14 protein-coding genes are annotated in these 15375 nt (G+C 60.5%); 11 read left to right on the top strand and 3 right to left on the bottom strand.

Annotation, left to right across the window (positions count from 1 at the left end; all coding sequences use genetic code 11):
• The first annotated feature begins 114 nt into the window (after positions 1 to 114).
• From WNZ15_RS10710 to WNZ15_RS10690, 5 genes are read left to right on the top strand one after another with little or no spacing between them, the layout of a single operon-like run.
• On the top strand, positions 115 to 2874 hold the full coding sequence (locus tag WNZ15_RS10710) for a chemotaxis protein CheW (RefSeq protein WP_342892961.1): 2760 nt from the start codon (positions 115 to 117) through the stop codon (positions 2872 to 2874).
• Positions 2871 to 3362: a chemotaxis protein CheW gene (locus tag WNZ15_RS10705; protein WP_342892960.1), complete on the top strand. Its 492-nt coding sequence runs from the start codon at positions 2871 to 2873 to the stop codon at positions 3360 to 3362. The genes WNZ15_RS10710 and WNZ15_RS10705 overlap by 4 nt, the downstream gene beginning before the upstream one ends.
• 38 nt (positions 3363 to 3400) lie before the next feature.
• Positions 3401 to 3766 carry a response regulator gene (locus WNZ15_RS10700; RefSeq protein WP_342892959.1) on the top strand — a complete coding sequence of 122 codons (366 nt, stop codon included), beginning with the start codon at positions 3401 to 3403 and terminating at the stop codon, positions 3764 to 3766.
• A 21-nt stretch (positions 3767 to 3787) separates the two neighbouring features.
• Positions 3788 to 5008, top strand: a complete 1221-nt coding sequence (locus WNZ15_RS10695; RefSeq protein WP_342892958.1) for a chemotaxis response regulator protein-glutamate methylesterase — start codon at positions 3788 to 3790, stop codon at positions 5006 to 5008.
• A complete protein-coding gene (locus WNZ15_RS10690; protein ID WP_342892957.1) occupies positions 5005 to 5886 on the top strand; it encodes a protein-glutamate O-methyltransferase CheR in 882 nt (293 codons plus the stop codon). Before WNZ15_RS10695 ends, WNZ15_RS10690 begins: the two co-directional genes overlap by 4 nt.
• Here the strand turns inward: WNZ15_RS10690 and WNZ15_RS10685 are convergent.
• Entirely contained in the window at positions 5883 to 6134 is a 252-nt protein-coding gene (locus WNZ15_RS10685; protein WP_342892956.1) for a hypothetical protein, read from the bottom strand. The two genes, WNZ15_RS10690 and WNZ15_RS10685, sit on opposite strands and share 4 nt — an antisense overlap.
• A 44-nt stretch (positions 6135 to 6178) precedes the next feature.
• Between WNZ15_RS10685 and WNZ15_RS10680 the strand changes: the two genes are divergently transcribed.
• Positions 6179 to 7150 (top strand): MBL fold metallo-hydrolase, encoded by a 972-nt coding sequence (locus WNZ15_RS10680; RefSeq protein ID WP_342892955.1) that lies wholly within the window; start codon positions 6179 to 6181, stop codon positions 7148 to 7150.
• A 171-nt stretch (positions 7151 to 7321) separates the two neighbouring features.
• Here the strand turns inward: WNZ15_RS10680 and ctrA are convergent, their stop codons facing one another.
• Positions 7322 to 8014 carry a cell cycle two-component system response regulator CtrA gene (ctrA, locus tag WNZ15_RS10675; protein WP_297588982.1) on the bottom strand — a complete coding sequence of 231 codons (693 nt, stop codon included), beginning with the start codon at positions 8012 to 8014 and terminating at the stop codon, positions 7322 to 7324.
• A gap of 373 nt (positions 8015 to 8387) precedes the next feature.
• Between ctrA and fliI the strand changes: the two genes are divergently transcribed.
• From fliI to WNZ15_RS10660, 3 genes are all read left to right on the top strand, one after another.
• Complete coding sequence (gene fliI, locus WNZ15_RS10670; protein ID WP_342892954.1) at positions 8388 to 9713, top strand: flagellar protein export ATPase FliI; 1326 nt, start codon at positions 8388 to 8390, stop codon at positions 9711 to 9713.
• 28 nt (positions 9714 to 9741) lie between these two features.
• Positions 9742 to 10149, top strand: a complete 408-nt coding sequence (gene fliJ / locus WNZ15_RS10665) for a flagellar export protein FliJ (RefSeq protein WP_342892953.1) — start codon at positions 9742 to 9744, stop codon at positions 10147 to 10149.
• Between the two features lie 175 nt (positions 10150 to 10324).
• Positions 10325 to 10759, top strand: coding sequence for a paraquat-inducible protein A (locus tag WNZ15_RS10660; RefSeq protein ID WP_342892952.1), 435 nt, complete (start codon positions 10325 to 10327; stop codon positions 10757 to 10759).
• A gap of 25 nt (positions 10760 to 10784) precedes the next feature.
• Here WNZ15_RS10660 and WNZ15_RS10655 read toward each other — a convergent pair whose 3' ends face one another.
• A complete protein-coding gene (locus WNZ15_RS10655) occupies positions 10785 to 11900 on the bottom strand; it encodes a DUF2336 domain-containing protein (RefSeq protein ID WP_342892951.1) in 1116 nt (371 codons plus the stop codon).
• Between the two features lie 293 nt (positions 11901 to 12193).
• On the opposite strand from WNZ15_RS10655, the gene WNZ15_RS10650 reads away from it, so the two are divergent.
• Together WNZ15_RS10650 and WNZ15_RS10645 are read left to right on the top strand one after the other, a co-directional pair.
• Positions 12194 to 14518 (top strand): mechanosensitive ion channel domain-containing protein, encoded by a 2325-nt coding sequence (locus WNZ15_RS10650; RefSeq protein ID WP_342892950.1) that lies wholly within the window; start codon positions 12194 to 12196, stop codon positions 14516 to 14518.
• Between the two features lie 129 nt (positions 14519 to 14647).
• Complete coding sequence (locus WNZ15_RS10645; protein WP_342892949.1) at positions 14648 to 15064, top strand: VOC family protein; 417 nt, start codon at positions 14648 to 14650, stop codon at positions 15062 to 15064.
• Positions 15065 to 15375: the final 311 nt, after the last annotated feature.

Genomic DNA, 15375 nt, shown 5'->3' with positions numbered 1-15375 from the left:
CGTTGGCTTCAGCGTATCTTAACTGTTTGACGCCAACCTAGCTCTCATGGACTTCTCGGTCCAGACATCCTTTGCGGGATGCGGAACCAGTAACAAGTCGGGTGAGAGCGGGCCATGGACGACCTCCTCAGGGAATTTATTACCGAGACCAATGAAAGTCTCGACGTTGTTGATGTTGAGCTCGTGAAGTTCGAGCAGGAACCGAACAACGCCACCATACTAGATAACGTTTTCCGTCTGGTGCATACGATCAAGGGCACCTGTGGCTTCCTCGGCCTTCCCCGGCTGGAAGGAATTGCCCACGCTGCGGAAACCCTCATGGGCAAGTTCCGTGACGGCGCGCCCGTTACGCAGGAAGCCGTGTCGCTCATTCTGACGTCAATCGATCAGATCAAGGCCATTCTCGGTGAACTTGAAGCCGGTGAAGGTGACGAACCCGCGGGTGACGACAGCGTTCTGATCAGCGAGCTCGAAGACATGTCGGCAAAGGCCGACAAGGCGATGGCCGGTGGTACAGCCGAACCCGACGCCGCGGCCGAGGAGGAAACTCCCGCCGAAGAGAGCGACGAAGTCGACCAGTCGATTGAACGACCCCTGCGTCCGGGCGAAGTTTCGCTCGACGAACTGGAGCGCGCATTCCGCGAGACGGAAAGCGAAGTCGAAGGTGCGGAAGCGGAAGCCCCGGAGCCCGAAGAAGCGGTTGCTGAAGTCGAAGCACCTGCTCCGGTTCCCGAGGCTCCGAAGGTTGAAGCCAAGGCCCCCGAGAAGAAAAAAGCGAGCGGCGACGGCGAGAAGAAATCCCAGAGTGGCGGAAGCATCCGCGTCGCGGTCGATACACTCGAACACCTGATGACGATGGTGTCCGAGCTTGTGCTCACCCGCAACCAGCTTCTTGAAATCGTGCGCCGTCACGAAGACAGTGAATTCAAGGTTCCGCTGCAGCGGCTGTCCAATGTGACCGCCGAATTGCAGGAAGGCGTCATGGCGACGCGCATGCAGCCGATCGGCAATGCCTGGCAGAAGCTGCCGCGTATTGTCCGTGACCTGAGCCAGGAACTCGAAAAGCCGATCGAACTGGAAATGATCGGCGCCGAGACCGAACTGGATCGTCAGGTCCTTGAGATGATCAAGGATCCGCTGACCCACATGGTCCGGAATTCTGCCGACCACGGCCTGGAGCGTCCTGAAGATCGCCGGGCGGCCGGCAAGGCCGACAAGGGTACGATCACCCTTGCCGCGTATCACGAAGGCGGCCATATCATCATCGAGGTCCGCGACGACGGTGCGGGCATCAATGTCGACAGGGTGAAGGCCAAGGTTGTCGAGCGCGGCCTGGCCACCGAGGCCGAAGTCGACAAGATGACGGACGCCCAGATCCACAAGTTCATCTTCGCTGCCGGTTTCTCGACCGCGGCGCAGGTGACCAGTGTGTCCGGCCGTGGTGTCGGCATGGACGTGGTCCGCAACAACATCGAGTTGATCGGCGGCACCGTCGACCTGCGCTCCACGCAGGGCAAGGGTTCCAGCTTCATCATCAAGATCCCGCTGACCCTGGCCATCGTTTCGACGCTGATCGTCGAGGCGGCCGGCGACCGGTTCGCGATCCCGCAGCTTTCCGTGGTCGAATTGGTCCGCGTACAGACCAACTCGGAACACCGCATCGAGCGGATCAAGGACACACCGGTCCTGCGTTTGCGCAACAAGTTGCTGCCCCTGGTTCACATGTCCCAGTTGCTGGGCATCTACGAGGGCGAAGACGTCGAGAAGGCGATCGACTCCGACAACGGCTTCATTGTCGTCATGCAGGTCGGCAGCCAGACATTCGGTGTTGTTGTCGACGGTGTCTTCCATACGGAAGAAATCGTGGTCAAGCCGATGTCGACCATGCTGCGCAACCTCGACATGTTCTCGGGCAACACCATCCTGGGCGACGGCTCGGTGATCATGATCATCGATCCGAACGGCATTGCCGGAGCCATGGCAAGCTACGCTTCCAGCGCGGTTGCCGAGAACCAGGAAGAAGAGCAAGAGGATCTGCAACGCAAGGCGATGTCCGGTCAGAGTTCGATTTCGCTCCTGCTGTTCCGTGCGGGTGCTGCGGAACCGAAGGCCGTGCCGCTTTCGCTGGTCACGCGTCTCGAGGAGTTCGAAGTCTCCAAGATCGAACGGTCCAACGGCCGCGATCTTGTTCAATACCGCGGCGCGCTGATGCCGCTGGTCTATGTCAACGAAGGCGACCGTCACAAGACGGAAGGCACGCAGCCGATGCTGGTGTTCTCCGACGCGGGCCGGTCCATGGGCCTCGTGGTCGACGAGATCGTCGACATTGTCGAGGACAAGATGGACATCGAAGTCGGTTCGGAACGCCCTGGCGTTCTGGGGTCCGCGATCGTCAAGGAACGCGCAACGGAAATCATCGACCTCGGCTTCTATCTGCCGCAGGCCTTCGAGGACTGGTTCATGCGCAAGGAAATGGACATCGCGTCCCTGACGAAGAAGGTTCTCTTCGTCGATGACTCGTCCTTCTTCCGCAACATGCTGACGCCGGTTCTGAAGGCGGCAGGATATGACGTGACCACCTGTATCGGTCCGCAGCAGGCCCTCGACCTTCTGGAAAACGGCGACAAGTTCCACGCGATCGTCAGCGACATCGAGATGCCGCAGATCAACGGCTTCGAGTTCTGTGAAACGCTGCGCCGTGATCCGAGGTTCCGCAGCATTCCGATCCTCGCCCTGTCGTCCATGGTGACGCCGGCCTCGATCGAACGCGGGCGCCAGGCCGGTTTCGACGACTATGTCGCGAAGTTCGACCGTCCGGGCCTGATTGCCGCCCTGAAAGATGTCTTCTCCGGTGAAATGGGAGTTGCAGCATGAGTGTTCTGGAGCACAAACTGTCCGAAGATCAGGGCGCTGCCAGTGACATGATCCAATATGTCACCGTGGTGATCGGGGGCCAGTTGTTCGGCCTGCCGATCTCCCAGGTCCACGACGTTTTCGTACCCGAGAGCGTTACTAGGGTGCCGATGTCGGCACCCGAAGTGGCTGGCGTGCTCAATCTGCGCGGCCGTATCGTCACGGCGATCAACATGCGCCGCCGCCTGCATCTGCCGCCGCTCAAGGACGGGCAGATGATGGCCGTCGGGATCGAGTACAAGCACGAAAGTTACGGGCTTGTCATCGACACCGTCGGTGAGGTTCTGACGTTGTCGCAGGCTTCGGCTGAAGCCAATCCGTCGAACCTGGACCGGCGCTGGGCCGAGATCTCCGGAGGCGTGCACCGTCTGGACGGGCAGCTGATGGTCATTCTGGATGTCGATCGCCTGCTTGGCTCGATGTTCACCGAGCCCCAGGTCGCAGCATAAGTGGGCCGCTCCTGGCCGACTAATTGGAGTTACGTCCGATGAAACAGTGCCTAGTAGTTGATGACTCGAGTGTCATCCGAAAGGTCGCCCGCCGCATTCTCGAAGATATGGAATTCGAGATCAGGGAAGCCGAGGACGGCCAGCAGGCGCTTGACGAATGCAGAAAGACCATGCCGGATGCAATCCTCCTCGACTGGAACATGCCGGTCATGGATGGCCTGGAATTCCTGACCAGTCTGCGGGCGGAAGAAGGCGGCGAAAATCCCATTGTCGTCTTCTGCACAACCGAGAATGACGTCGCGCACATCGCGCGCGCCATCCGTGCGGGTGCAAACGAGTACATCATGAAACCTTTCGACAGAGAAATTGTCGAAGCGAAGTTTCAGGAAGTCGGTCTTATCTAGTATTGAGTTGGGCGGTTCCCCATGGCGTTTGCGCAAAGAAGCATCACTGCGGGCACAAGCCCGGGCAGTGACCCGATCAAAGTGATGGTCGTCGACGACGCTGTGGTGATCCGCGGCCTGTTGACCCGATGGCTCGGTGAAGACAAGAGCCTGACCGTTGTCGGTTCCCACAGGAACGGCAAGCTGGCTGTCGAAGACATAGAAAAAAGCAATCCGGACGTGGTCGTTCTCGATATCGAGATGCCGGAGATGGACGGAATGACGGCACTGCCGCTCATGCTGGCCAAGAAACGCGACCTGATCGTGATCATGGCGTCGACGCTGACGCGCCGGAACGCGGAAATCAGCCTGAAGGCCCTGTCGCTGGGTGCAGCCGACTACGTGCCCAAGCCTGAATCGAACTCCGAGGTCACGACGTCCATCGATTTTCGCCGTGAACTTGTCGAAAAGGTCAAGGCGCTGGGTGCGCGGGCAATCCGCATGCGCGGTCCGGCACGCACGATGCGTGCTGAAACCAATGCGGGCCGCACGACACAGCCGGTAACACCGGTCTCCCCGCGTCCGGCCACCGACACACGTGCGTCCTTTCGCGGCGCGGCGCCCGCGGCGGTTGCCGTCGGCACGCCCAAGCTTCAGACCAAGCCCTATTCCGCAGCCCGTCCGCGCATCCTCGCGATCGGCTCTTCCACGGGCGGCCCCCAGGCGCTGCAGGAAGTCATGAAGGAAATCGGAACGGCCATCAACGACGTTCCGGTCGTCATCACGCAGCACATGCCGCCGACGTTTACCGCGATCCTGGCCGAACATATGGGCAAGGCAGCGCTTCGGCCGGCCAAGGAAGGCGAGGACGGCGAGGTTCTGAAGCCTGGAAACATCTACGTCGCACCAGGCGGCAAGCACATGGTGCTGGAAAAGGACGCCGGGGCGGTAAAGATACGCCTCACGGACGGTCCGCCGGTGAATTTCTGCAAGCCTGCGGTCGATCCGCTGTTCGACAGCGTTGCCAAGGCTTACGGGTCCGCCACTCTGGGCGTCATCCTGACCGGGATGGGGCATGACGGCGCGGACGGCGTGAAGACGATCTCCGCCGGTGGCGGCAGCATCATCACGCAGGACGAGGCGACGAGTGTGGTCTGGGGCATGCCGGGCGCGGCAGCGCAAACCGGCGTGTGCAGTGACATTCTGCCGCTCAAGGATATCGGGCCCAAGATTGCGCGCATATTGAAGGGGAACACACGATGACCCCGAGCGAATTCGAATTCCTGAAGAACTTCCTGAAAACGCGGTCCGGTCTGGTCCTTTCCAACGACAAGCAATATCTGGTGGAGAGCCGGCTGTTGCCAATCGCGCGGAACGCGAAACTGGAAACGCTGAGCGCGGTGATCCAGCAGCTTCAGCGGTCCGGGAACCGGGCGCTGGAAACGGATGTCATCGAAGCGATGACAACCAACGAGTCGTTTTTCTTTCGCGACAAGACACCGTTCGACCACTTCAACGAAACCATGCTGCCCGCGCTTCTGGAGAGCAGAGGCATGCGTAAGCAGCTCAAGGTCTGGTGCGCGGCGGCATCGACCGGCCAGGAGCCCTATTCGCTTGCCATCTGCCTGAAGGAACAGGCAGCCAAAATAGGTGGCTGGAGATTGAAGATCCTGGGAACCGATCTTTCCCAGGAAGTGCTCGAGAAAGCCAAGACCGGTCTCTACAGCCAGTTCGAGGTTCAGCGCGGGCTGCCGATCCAGATGCTCTTGAAGTATTTCGAGCAGAAAGGCGACATCTGGCAAATCAATGCCGGCATGCGGGCGATGATCGAGTGGAAGAAGCTCAACCTGCTTGAAAACTTCAACCATCTCGGTGAATTCGACATCATTTTCTGCCGGAACGTGCTGATCTATTTCGACCAGGCTACCAAGAGCGATATCCTCGGCCGGCTGGCGAAGTCGATGCCCGACGACGGTTTCCTGGTGCTGGGTGCCGCGGAAACGGTTGTCGGCCTGACGGATGCTTTCAAGCCGGTGCCGGGCAAGCGCGGACTGTTCCAGAAAAAACAGGCCGTGCAGGCAGGTACGGGCACCGTGGACAGACCGAGACTCGCCGTCGGCGCGGGCATCGGGACACGCTAGGCGCGGCTTCGAGCGAAGAACAAGTTCAAGGCGGCTCCGGCCGCCTTTTTCATTTTCACGAGATAGTGATCTGGCGATTCCGGTCGTTCCTGATCAGGTGGTTCTTTCAACATATTGAAATTGTTTGTATTTTCTTCGCTTCCGGATTTGTTCCCGGTCAGCTTAGAAAAGCACTTGCCCAGGCTGCCTTCCATCCCATTTTCACCTGCGTAAGATGCGTCAGACCTCGAAAAATCGATATTTTTCACGCTGAGGTCTGCTTCGACCATGAGAATTGGCAGGGAACGGGAATATGAGCGAGATCAAAGTTGAATTGACGCGGCGCGCCGCGCTTCTGGGGGCGGGCGGCGCGCTTGCGGGCGCGAGCCTGGCCGGGTCGGGTGCCGCACTGGCCGCCGCGGAGCCGCAGGGCGCCCTGCCGGCAGCTGCCGCGCGGTATGCCGTTGGCGGGTTCGAGGTGACCACGCTGCATGATGGCGTTGTGGCGCTTCAGGATCCGCAGAAAACCTTCGCGATGAATGTCGATGCCGACACGTTTTCAGCCGCCAATGCGGAAAATTTCCTGCCTGACGACGGATTTCAGATCAGCTTCACGCCGACGCTCGTGAACACGGGAACGGAACTGGTGCTGTTCGACACCGGGAATGGCGAAGGCGCCCGTCCGGGGCGCGGCACCATGCGCGCCGCGCTGGAAAATGCGGGATATTCGCCGGAACAGGTGGATGTGGTGGTGCTGACCCACATGCATCCGGACCATATTGGCGGCCTGATGGAAGGCGGTGCGCCGACTTTTGCCAATGCGCGCTACGTGACCGGTCAGAAGGAATATGATTTCTGGGCGGCGATGGATCCGGAAGCCAACGGCGTGACCAAGCTGCTGGCGAAAAACGTCAAGCCGCTTGCCGAGAAAACGTCCTTCCTTGCGGACGGCGGGTCGGTGGCCGGGGGCATTACCGCCATGGCCGCCAACGGCCACACGCCCGGGCACATGATCTACATGATCGAGAGCGACGGAAAGCAACTGGTGCTGGCCGCGGACACGGCCAACCATTATGTCTGGTCTCTGGCGCACCCTGAATGGGAAGTCCGGTTCGACATGGACAAGGCAGCGGCTGCGGCCACGCGGAAGTCCGTTTTTGGAATGCTGGCCAGCGACAAGATCCCGTTTGTCGGCTACCACATGCCTTTCCCGGCTGTCGGCTATGTCGAAACCCGTGGCGATGGCTTCCACTACGTTCCGGCGTCCTATCAGCTGCAACTCTGAGGGGCTTATACATAGCGTAGTTCCGCTATGTATTACGGGCCTGCCTCAGCGAGGGCCGGCGGGGGAGGACCTCCCGCCGGGCTGCGGCCCGGTTCCTTGCCACAGGGGCGGATCAACGAAAAAAGCCCCGGTGGTGCCGGGGCTTTTTCTGGTCGATCGGGAGGCTGCCGCTCAGGCGGCGGCTTCCACTTCGGGTTCGCGCAGGACGTAGCCGCGGCCCCAAACCGTTTCAATGTAGTTCTTGCCCGAAGTCGCGGCTGCCAGCTTCTTGCGCAGCTTGCAGATGAAGACGTCGATGATCTTCAGCTCCGGCTCGTCCATGCCGCCATAAAGGTGATTCAGGAACATTTCCTTGGTGAGCGTCGTGCCCTTGCGCAGCGAGAGCAGCTCGAGCATCTGGTATTCCTTGCCCGTCAGGTGAACGCGCTGGCCGCCGACCTCGACGGTCTTGGTGTCCAGGTTGACCTTCAGGTCGCCGGTGACGATCACCGACTGTGCATGGCCTTTCGAGCGACGGACGATCGCGTGGATACGCGCAACCAGCTCGTCCTTGTGGAACGGCTTGGTCATGTAGTCGTCTGCGCCAAAACCGAGGCCGCGAACCTTGTCCTCTATGCCGGCATTTCCGGAAAGGATCAGGATCGGTGTCTTGACCTTTGAAACGCGAAGCGTCCGGAGAACCTCGTAACCGGACATGTCCGGCAGGTTCAAATCCAACATGATTATGTCGTAATCGTACAGCTTGCCGAGGTCGATGCCTTCCTCGCCAAGATCTGTCGTGTAGACGTTGAAGTTCTCGGACTTCAGCATCAATTCGATGCTCTGCGCCGTGGCGCTGTCATCCTCAATCAACAATACACGCATGCCAATCCCCTTATTCTGCCTTTTCTGGGCAAGTCGCAACGGCTCTGTCGGTGTGCGCTACGAAGGACTGCTTGTTAACCCCGACACAAAGCTACCGGTTAATGGTTAACAACATATGATTCGTAGCGGCAAGCTCCGAAGAAACGAATCTGTGAACAACGGCCAACTTGTTGAATCCCCAGAAATAATCCGGATTCACAAAGCTTAATGTTGAACATTAAGAAACGGGTCTAACCGATTCCGTTCAGATTCCTTTCGACAAAGCCGGTTTGACTTCGAAATGGCCCTCGCTTGTCAGCCTTCCAAAGGTTAAGATTAACCAGAGTCGTAAACGATAGGTTACCAAAACCGTTAACGAGCGAAGGAATCTTCCGTGAAGGCGCTTTTTGCAGAGATTGATTCGCTTATGCACACCGAAATTTACGGTCGTGTTACCGCGGTTCAGGGCCTTCTCGTGGAAATTGCCGGTCCGATTCACGAAATGAGCGTCGGTTCGCGTCTTCTGATCGACAGCGGCGAGGACAATCCGAAAGTGCCGGCGGAAGTTGTCGGGTTCCGGGACGGACACGCCCTGTGCATGCCCTTTTCCGGGCTCGAAGGCGTGCGCATGGGCTGCAAGGCGGTCATCCTGGCGCGCGACAGCGTGGTGCATCCCGGCAACGCCTGGCTGGGCAGAGTCATTAACGCACTTGGTGAACCGATTGATGGTAAAGGAGATCTTCCCAATGGCGGTGTGCCTCGCAAATTGCGAAGTTCGCCACCGCCGGCGTCCGAACGTAAACGGGTCGGGCCACCGCTCGACCTCGGCGTCAGGGCTCTCAACACCTTCGTGACCTGTTGCGAGGGCCAGCGCATGGGGATCTTCGCCGGCTCGGGTGTCGGCAAGTCGGTGCTGATGTCCATGCTGGCGCGCAACACCAACTGCGATGTCGCGGTGATCGGCCTGATCGGCGAACGGGGCAGGGAAGTTCAGGAGTTCATCGAGGACGATCTGGGCGAGGCGGGTCTGGAACGGTCGGTCGTCGTTGTGGCGACCTCGGACGAAAGCGTGCTGATGCGCCGCCAGGCGGCCTATCTGACAATGACGGTTGCCGAGCATTTTCGCGATGAGGGCAGCAACGTGCTGTGCATGATGGATTCGATCACCCGATTCGCCATGGCCCAGCGGGAGATCGGCCTGTCCGTCGGCGAGCCGCCAACATCCAAAGGGTACACGCCGACCGTCTTCACCGAATTGCCGAGGCTGCTGGAACGGGCCGGCCCCGGGAAGGCCGACAGCGGTTCGATCACGGGGCTGTTCACGGTTCTGGTCGAGGGCGACAACCACAATGAACCGGTCGCCGACGCGGTGCGCGGCATTCTCGACGGCCATATCGTGATGGAGCGCACCATTGCCGAGCGCGGCCGCTATCCGGCCATCAACGTGCTGAAGTCCGTTTCCCGAACCATGCCGCGCTGCGTGCCCGCCGAAGAGCTTCCGGCTCTGCGCAAGGCCCGGCAATTGCTGGCGACCTATACGGACATGGAAGAACTCATCCGGTTGGGCGCCTACCGCAAGGGGTCGGACCCGACCGTTGACGAGGCCATTCACCGTTTCGCGCTGATCGACGATTTCCTGAATCAGGGAAAGGACGAAGCGACGTCGCTTTCCGACGGGTATCGGCAACTTGCCAACCTTTTGGAAATGACTCCGGGGTAGACTGCCCGAGTTAGGGGAGTATTGAGTAATGAAAACCCGAGACAGTTTGATCCGCTTGAAGCGGTTTCAGGTTGATGAAAAGCGGCGCCAGCTTGCTCAGATCGAGAGCATGATCGCCGAATTCAACCGTATGGCCGACGAACTGGACGATCAGATCAAGTCCGAACAGGAGCGGGTCGGCATCACTGATGTCACCCATTTCGCCTATCCGACCTTTGCCAAGGCCGCCGCTGACCGGCGCGACAACCTGCGCAATTCCGCGCATGAACTGGACGACCAGTTGCAGCGTGCCCAGGACGAACTGGGCGAGGCGATCGAGGAACTGAAAAAGTTCGAACAGCTGGAGGAACGCGACCAGCAACGCGAGCGGACTGCTCAGGAAATGGCGGAACAGGATCTGCTTGACGAGGTTGCCGCCCGGGCCAGGCTGCGCTAGGCGACGCGCACCGTTGCGGCAGCGGCAGGTCCTGCTGACCGGATACGTGTGCCCGATCGTTGCTGCCGGCGATCTGGTTTTGTGCTTTCCGGCTATGGTGGTATAGGGACGGCAAGCGCCGACATGTGCGCCGACCGTGACCAATCCACCCGAAAGCCAGCTCCCGGCACATTTCATGCGACTTTTTCTGGCTCTCCTGCTTCCCTTCGCCACTTTTTCCTTCGCCCTTGGCCTGACGCAGCCGCTGATGCGCTTCGAAAGGCTGTATTTTCTGGAAGACCGGCCTTCCCTTCTGGAGATGGTGCTGGGTTTGTGGCGCGAAGGGAATGCCGTGCTTGCGGCGATCGTGGCGCTGTTTTCCATCGGCTTTCCAGCGCTCAAGATCCTGCTCATACACGTTGCGGTGCTGAGCGGCGTCAAGACCCGGTCGCTCGCGCTGCTGTCGATGGTCAGCAAATGGTCGATGCTGGACGTGATGCTGGTGGCGCTGGTGCTGTTCGCGGCGAAGACCAGCGGCCTGGCCGCGGCCGCGATCCTGCCGGGCCTGTGGTTTTATGCCGGTGCGACCCTTTCGACGGCACTCGCCGCCGCGCTCTGTTCCAGGAACTGAGCGAAGCGACCTTTGCGCCCGTTGTTCAGAGCGCAGGCGAGCGCGTGTTCCGTTCGCCTGCGGGCCGGGACTTGCGGGGACCGCGATTGGCCTGAAAATCGCCGCAGCGGGACTGTTTCGCCGTTGAATTGCTTTCGAGATGTTTCCTGTAGGCCGCCGTCCATTCGGACACCTGGGTGGTCGGTATCTTCATGTGGTCGCAGCGGACCTTCGCGAGCAAGGAGAAGGTGGCAGGGTCGAGCCCCGCCTTGGCGGCCGTTCTCATGACCAGATCCAGCTTGTCGTTGAAGATGGCATCCCTGAGCGGTGTCAGCGCGGTCCTGCCGCGCGCGCAGAGCAGTTCGATCGCGTGTGTCAGGCGGCCGTCCTGCAACAGCATGATCATCAGCTCGTTGACGGTGATGTCCGCCTGCTCGGCTTCCTGCCACAACTCGATCATGTCGGAAGTCTTCAGCGTGGTGCCGAATTCCTGGCGCAAGACCTTCAGTCTGGCAATCTGATTGAGCTGCTCCTCGGAGAGCGCGCCTTCGATGATGCGATGCAGCCGTTTCCGGGTCTCGCCGTCGACGAGAGGCAGCAGCATCCGGCATACCGCAGGAGACAGGTCCGACCGCAAGGCGAGGTCCTCTCTCAACACCAGGTCTTCCGCCGCGTGCCTGACCAGCGTGAGCATTGTCTCGCGGGACAGTCTGACGTCACGGTTGCCGGCCAGACTTCGATGCACGGGGAGGTCGCCCTTTTCGGCAATGACGTCGGACACATCCTGTGACAGATCGGTGCGTTTTGCGATGGCCTGAAGATGGGCGGTGCCGAGGCACTCGACGAAACCGAGAAGATCTTCCTGGGTGTAGACCGGGGAACTGGCGAGCATCGGCGCGGCGACCGTGATGTCGTCATCGGCAATCCTGCGTGCCAGCTCGATCGGCGTGTTGCCCTGCGAGGCGAGCTTCTGGGCTAGCCTGGCACGGTCGTTGGGCGATCCGTCACTGTAGAGCCTGATGATCACCTCGGCGAAAATGCCGAGTTCGCGGTCGGTCCGCTGATCGAGGTCCTTGATCACAAACTCGCTCACCCGCGCGAACAAACGTTCGCGCGCCTCGCTCGTGCCTTCGAGGGCAAGTTTGATCAAGGATCTCGTCATCCAGTCTCCGTTCGAGTATAAATTGCAACCCATATTGTTATTATTACGTTACTTGTTTGGGTGTTGGGGTGTTAAAGCATTGCAGTAAATTGCAGATCGGGGCGATAATAGTGCTTTTCCTGTGAATAACGATGGCGCGCGGCAGTTTTTTCGAGACTTTTTCTTTTCCGATATTTGTGCAGTGCAAAATCAGGTGAACTTGTCCGTTGCCACTTTCCATCGGGCAGTTTTGTTTTCTATTGTCCTGGCCAGGGCGGACAGCTCGCCAGACAGAAAACCGGATCGAGTTCGACATGATGACATTGCGCTGCAGCCTTTTTGCCCTGGTGACGCTGTTTCTCGCGAGCATGGCCCCCGCACTCGCCCAGCAGTCGGTCGTTCCGGGGGTGGCCAGTCAGAGTGAAGCCAGTCGGGATTCGGGTGGCCAGGAAACGGCTTCGCAGGAGGTCGAGCAGGCAAACGAGGCCTTGATCAAGGTTCTGAACGATCCGGACAGCCGGGCGGCCTTCATCGAACTTCTCAAGAAGAGCGCTCCGAGCGGGCAGGCCACCGCAAACGATGCCCCGGCATCCGCTCCGGATCCGTCTGCGGAGGCGGGCTCCGCGCAGCGGGACGAGAATTTCGCGCTTCGCGTGGGCGAATACACCCGGGTCCTCGCGGATGACGCGGGACTGCTGGTCGGACAGGCGTTGCGCTCGCTGAAGGGGCTCGTGCTGATCGCGCGCGGCGAAATCCCGATCAAATGGGAGCGGGTCTGGGAGAGCGCGGTTCAGGTCGGGGTCGTATTGCTGGCCGCCTATGCCGGATTTCTGCTGAGCCAGGCCGTCACAAGGCGGTTTTATCCCCGCTTCGCTGTTCATGCCCGTTACGGCGGCGGCCTGATGCGCAGTTTCATTCTTGTGCTGTCCTCGCTTGCGGACGCGGTCACGGTCGGCATCGGCTGGGCCGTCGGCAACGCCGCCGCGCTTGCCACTTATGGCGGGTTCGAAGCCGGTGTCACGCTTGAGGAGAGCCTGGCGCTGAATGCATTTTTTCTTGTCGGAACGGCCAATGTGGCGCTGCGGTTCATCTTCGCGCCGGGCCGTCCCGAATTGCGCCTGCTGCCGTTTGCGGACGGCAGCGCGGCCTATTGGTACCGCCGTCTCCGCCTGTTCATGTACTGGATGATCTACGGCGTGTTCCTGGTGGTTCCGCTGGCGAACCTGGCTGTCTCCTTTGTTCTCGGCAATGCGTTGCGCTTCCTGTTCGCCGTGGCCGGCCTGGTCTATCTGCTGGCGCTGGTGCACAGGAACCGGGGCAGGGTGAAACGGGGTGCGGACGACTACGCGCAGACCCTGCAGAGCCTGCTGGCTCGCAAGGCGCTGTCCGTGGTGGGCCGGATCTGGCACCTGGCGGCCTTCGGTTATGTTCTGGCGGTCTTCTTCATCTGGGTGATGCGTCCGTTCGATGCAACGACCATCATCCTGCGCGCGACAGGCCTGTCCATCCTGACGATCATGGCGGGCATCGCCATCTCCCTGGTCATGACAAGGGCCATCAAGGGCGGGATCCGGCTGCCTGATGATCTTTATGCCAGGCTGCCGGCGCTGCAATCCAGACTGAACGCCTTTGTCCCGCGCCTGCTCAAGATAATGCGGTTCGCGGTTTTCGTCGCGACCGTGCTGCTGTTGCTGGAAATCTGGGGCGTCCTGTCCGTGCTGGACTGGCTCGCCAGCGAAGCGGGCGTGCGGATGCTGAGCGATTACGGTTCGGCCTTCATGGTGGTTCTGGTCGCGTTCATGGTCTGGCTGGCGGTGATGTCCTGGGTGGATCTGCGGCTACAGTCCCGGTCCGGCTACATCGTCACCGCCCGCGAACGCACGCTGTTCCAGCTGTTCCGCAATGCCTCTACCGTCGTCATCATCGTCATGGGCGTTTTGTTGTCCCTGTCGGAGATCGGCGTCGATATCGGCCCCCTGATCGCCGGTGCCGGTGTTGTCGGCCTGGCGATCTCCTTCGGCGCGCAGACGCTGGTGAAGGACATCATCACCGGCGCTTTCATCCAGATCGAGAATGCCATCAACGAGGGCGATGTGGTCACGGTCGCCGGCATAACCGGGACGGTCGAGGGCATCACCGTGCGCTCCGTGCGCATGCGCGATCTCAACGGCACCACCCACATCATCCCGTTCTCGTCGGTCGACATGGTTTCCAACTTCATGCGCGGCTTCTCCTATCATGTCGCCATCATCGGCGTTGCCTACGACACGGACATCGCCTTTGCCAAGGAAGCCATGTTCGAGGCCTTCCGCAGGCTTCAGGAGACGGATTTCAATTCCAAGATCCACGGCGATCTGGAGATGCACGGTGTCATCAATTTCGGCGCGAGTTCCATTGATATCCGCGCCCGGATCAAGACCACGCCGGGGGATCAGTGGTCCGTCGGCCGGGCCTACAACGAGTTCGTCAAACAGGTCTTCGACGAGCGCGACATCGAAATCCCGTTCCCGCAGGTCACCTACCATAGCGCGACCCCGGGCCAGCCGGACACCGGCCCCAAAGGCAAGCAGCGCAGGGCCTTGCCCGGCGAGGCGGACGAAGCCACCGATGATGCGCCGGCGGACGACGGGGAGCACTAGGGTCTTGCGACAATCAGGATTCGGGGAGCGGTCGCAAAAAGGGCGTTCACTCAGGCGTATTGCGCGCCTGCCCGCAAAGGTGCAATCAATTCACCTGACGACTCGAAACTGCCAGAAGGATCGCGCGGCATGATTGCCTATGTCACCGTCGGTGCTGATGACATCGCTCGTGCGAAACGGTTTTACTCAGCGTTTCTGCCAGCCCTTGGTTACGAACTGGAGGAGGGACCGGAGGGTCTCAGCTACGCGCTGCCCGTTCAACCGGGGCAGTCATCCGCTCTGCCGGATTTCTACGTCAAACCTCCCTTCGACGGGCGCCCGGCCTCGGCCGGCAACGGTGCCATGACCGCTTTCGAGGCGCGCAGTCAACAGCAGGTTCGGGATCTTCACGCCGCTGCGCTTGCCGCAGGTGGCTCTGACGAGGGGCGGCCGGGTTTTCGGGATTCGTATGGGCCCCGTTTTTATGTCGGCTATCTTCGCGACCCTCAAGGCAACAAGATCGCATTGTTCTCCTGCAATCCGGACGAACCCGGGCGCGACGGATGACGCGTGCTGCAAGGGCGGTCGCCCGGGTCCGCGTCTCACCGTCGACCTGACGGGTGCGGCAGTCCGTTTTCACGACTTGAATCGCCAGGACCGGCACGGCCCGTGTCTCCGCTCCGCTCATTGGTCCGCCCCGGAAGGGGACGAAGGGATTTGAACACGGATCGTACCCCGCACGGCTCATTCGCGAGCGGCGTCATGTCCTGTCCGCAGTGTCTCTCCCGCTTGCCTCCGGGCTGCGGGGCGTTGGTCTCGCATGTTTCCGGACCTCTCCGCACAATGCTGATTGAATTTCGGTAAGTTTCGTTTTATTT

Source organism: Roseibium sp. AS2 (genome assembly GCF_038900065.1).
Classification (GTDB): Bacteria; Pseudomonadota; Alphaproteobacteria; order Rhizobiales; family Stappiaceae; genus Roseibium.
Note: the sequence above shows the minus strand (reverse complement) of the source record. Positions and strands in the feature narration are given on the sequence as shown.

Coding starts and splice junctions, on each gene's coding strand:
- WNZ15_RS10710 (WP_342892961.1), top strand. CDS start 115: ATGGACGACCTCCTCAGGGAATTTATTACCGAGACCAATGAAAGTCTC.
- WNZ15_RS10705 (WP_342892960.1), top strand. CDS start 2,871: ATGAGTGTTCTGGAGCACAAACTGTCCGAAGATCAGGGCGCTGCCAGT.
- WNZ15_RS10700 (WP_342892959.1), top strand. CDS start 3,401: ATGAAACAGTGCCTAGTAGTTGATGACTCGAGTGTCATCCGAAAGGTC.
- WNZ15_RS10695 (WP_342892958.1), top strand. CDS start 3,788: ATGGCGTTTGCGCAAAGAAGCATCACTGCGGGCACAAGCCCGGGCAGT.
- WNZ15_RS10690 (WP_342892957.1), top strand. CDS start 5,005: ATGACCCCGAGCGAATTCGAATTCCTGAAGAACTTCCTGAAAACGCGG.
- WNZ15_RS10680 (WP_342892955.1), top strand. CDS start 6,179: ATGAGCGAGATCAAAGTTGAATTGACGCGGCGCGCCGCGCTTCTGGGG.
- ctrA (WP_297588982.1), bottom strand. CDS start 8,014: ATGCGTGTATTGTTGATTGAGGATGACAGCGCCACGGCGCAGAGCATC.
- fliJ (WP_342892953.1), top strand. CDS start 9,742: ATGAAAACCCGAGACAGTTTGATCCGCTTGAAGCGGTTTCAGGTTGAT.
- WNZ15_RS10660 (WP_342892952.1), top strand. CDS start 10,325: ATGCGACTTTTTCTGGCTCTCCTGCTTCCCTTCGCCACTTTTTCCTTC.
- WNZ15_RS10655 (WP_342892951.1), bottom strand. CDS start 11,900: ATGACGAGATCCTTGATCAAACTTGCCCTCGAAGGCACGAGCGAGGCG.
- WNZ15_RS10650 (WP_342892950.1), top strand. CDS start 12,194: ATGATGACATTGCGCTGCAGCCTTTTTGCCCTGGTGACGCTGTTTCTC.
- WNZ15_RS10645 (WP_342892949.1), top strand. CDS start 14,648: ATGATTGCCTATGTCACCGTCGGTGCTGATGACATCGCTCGTGCGAAA.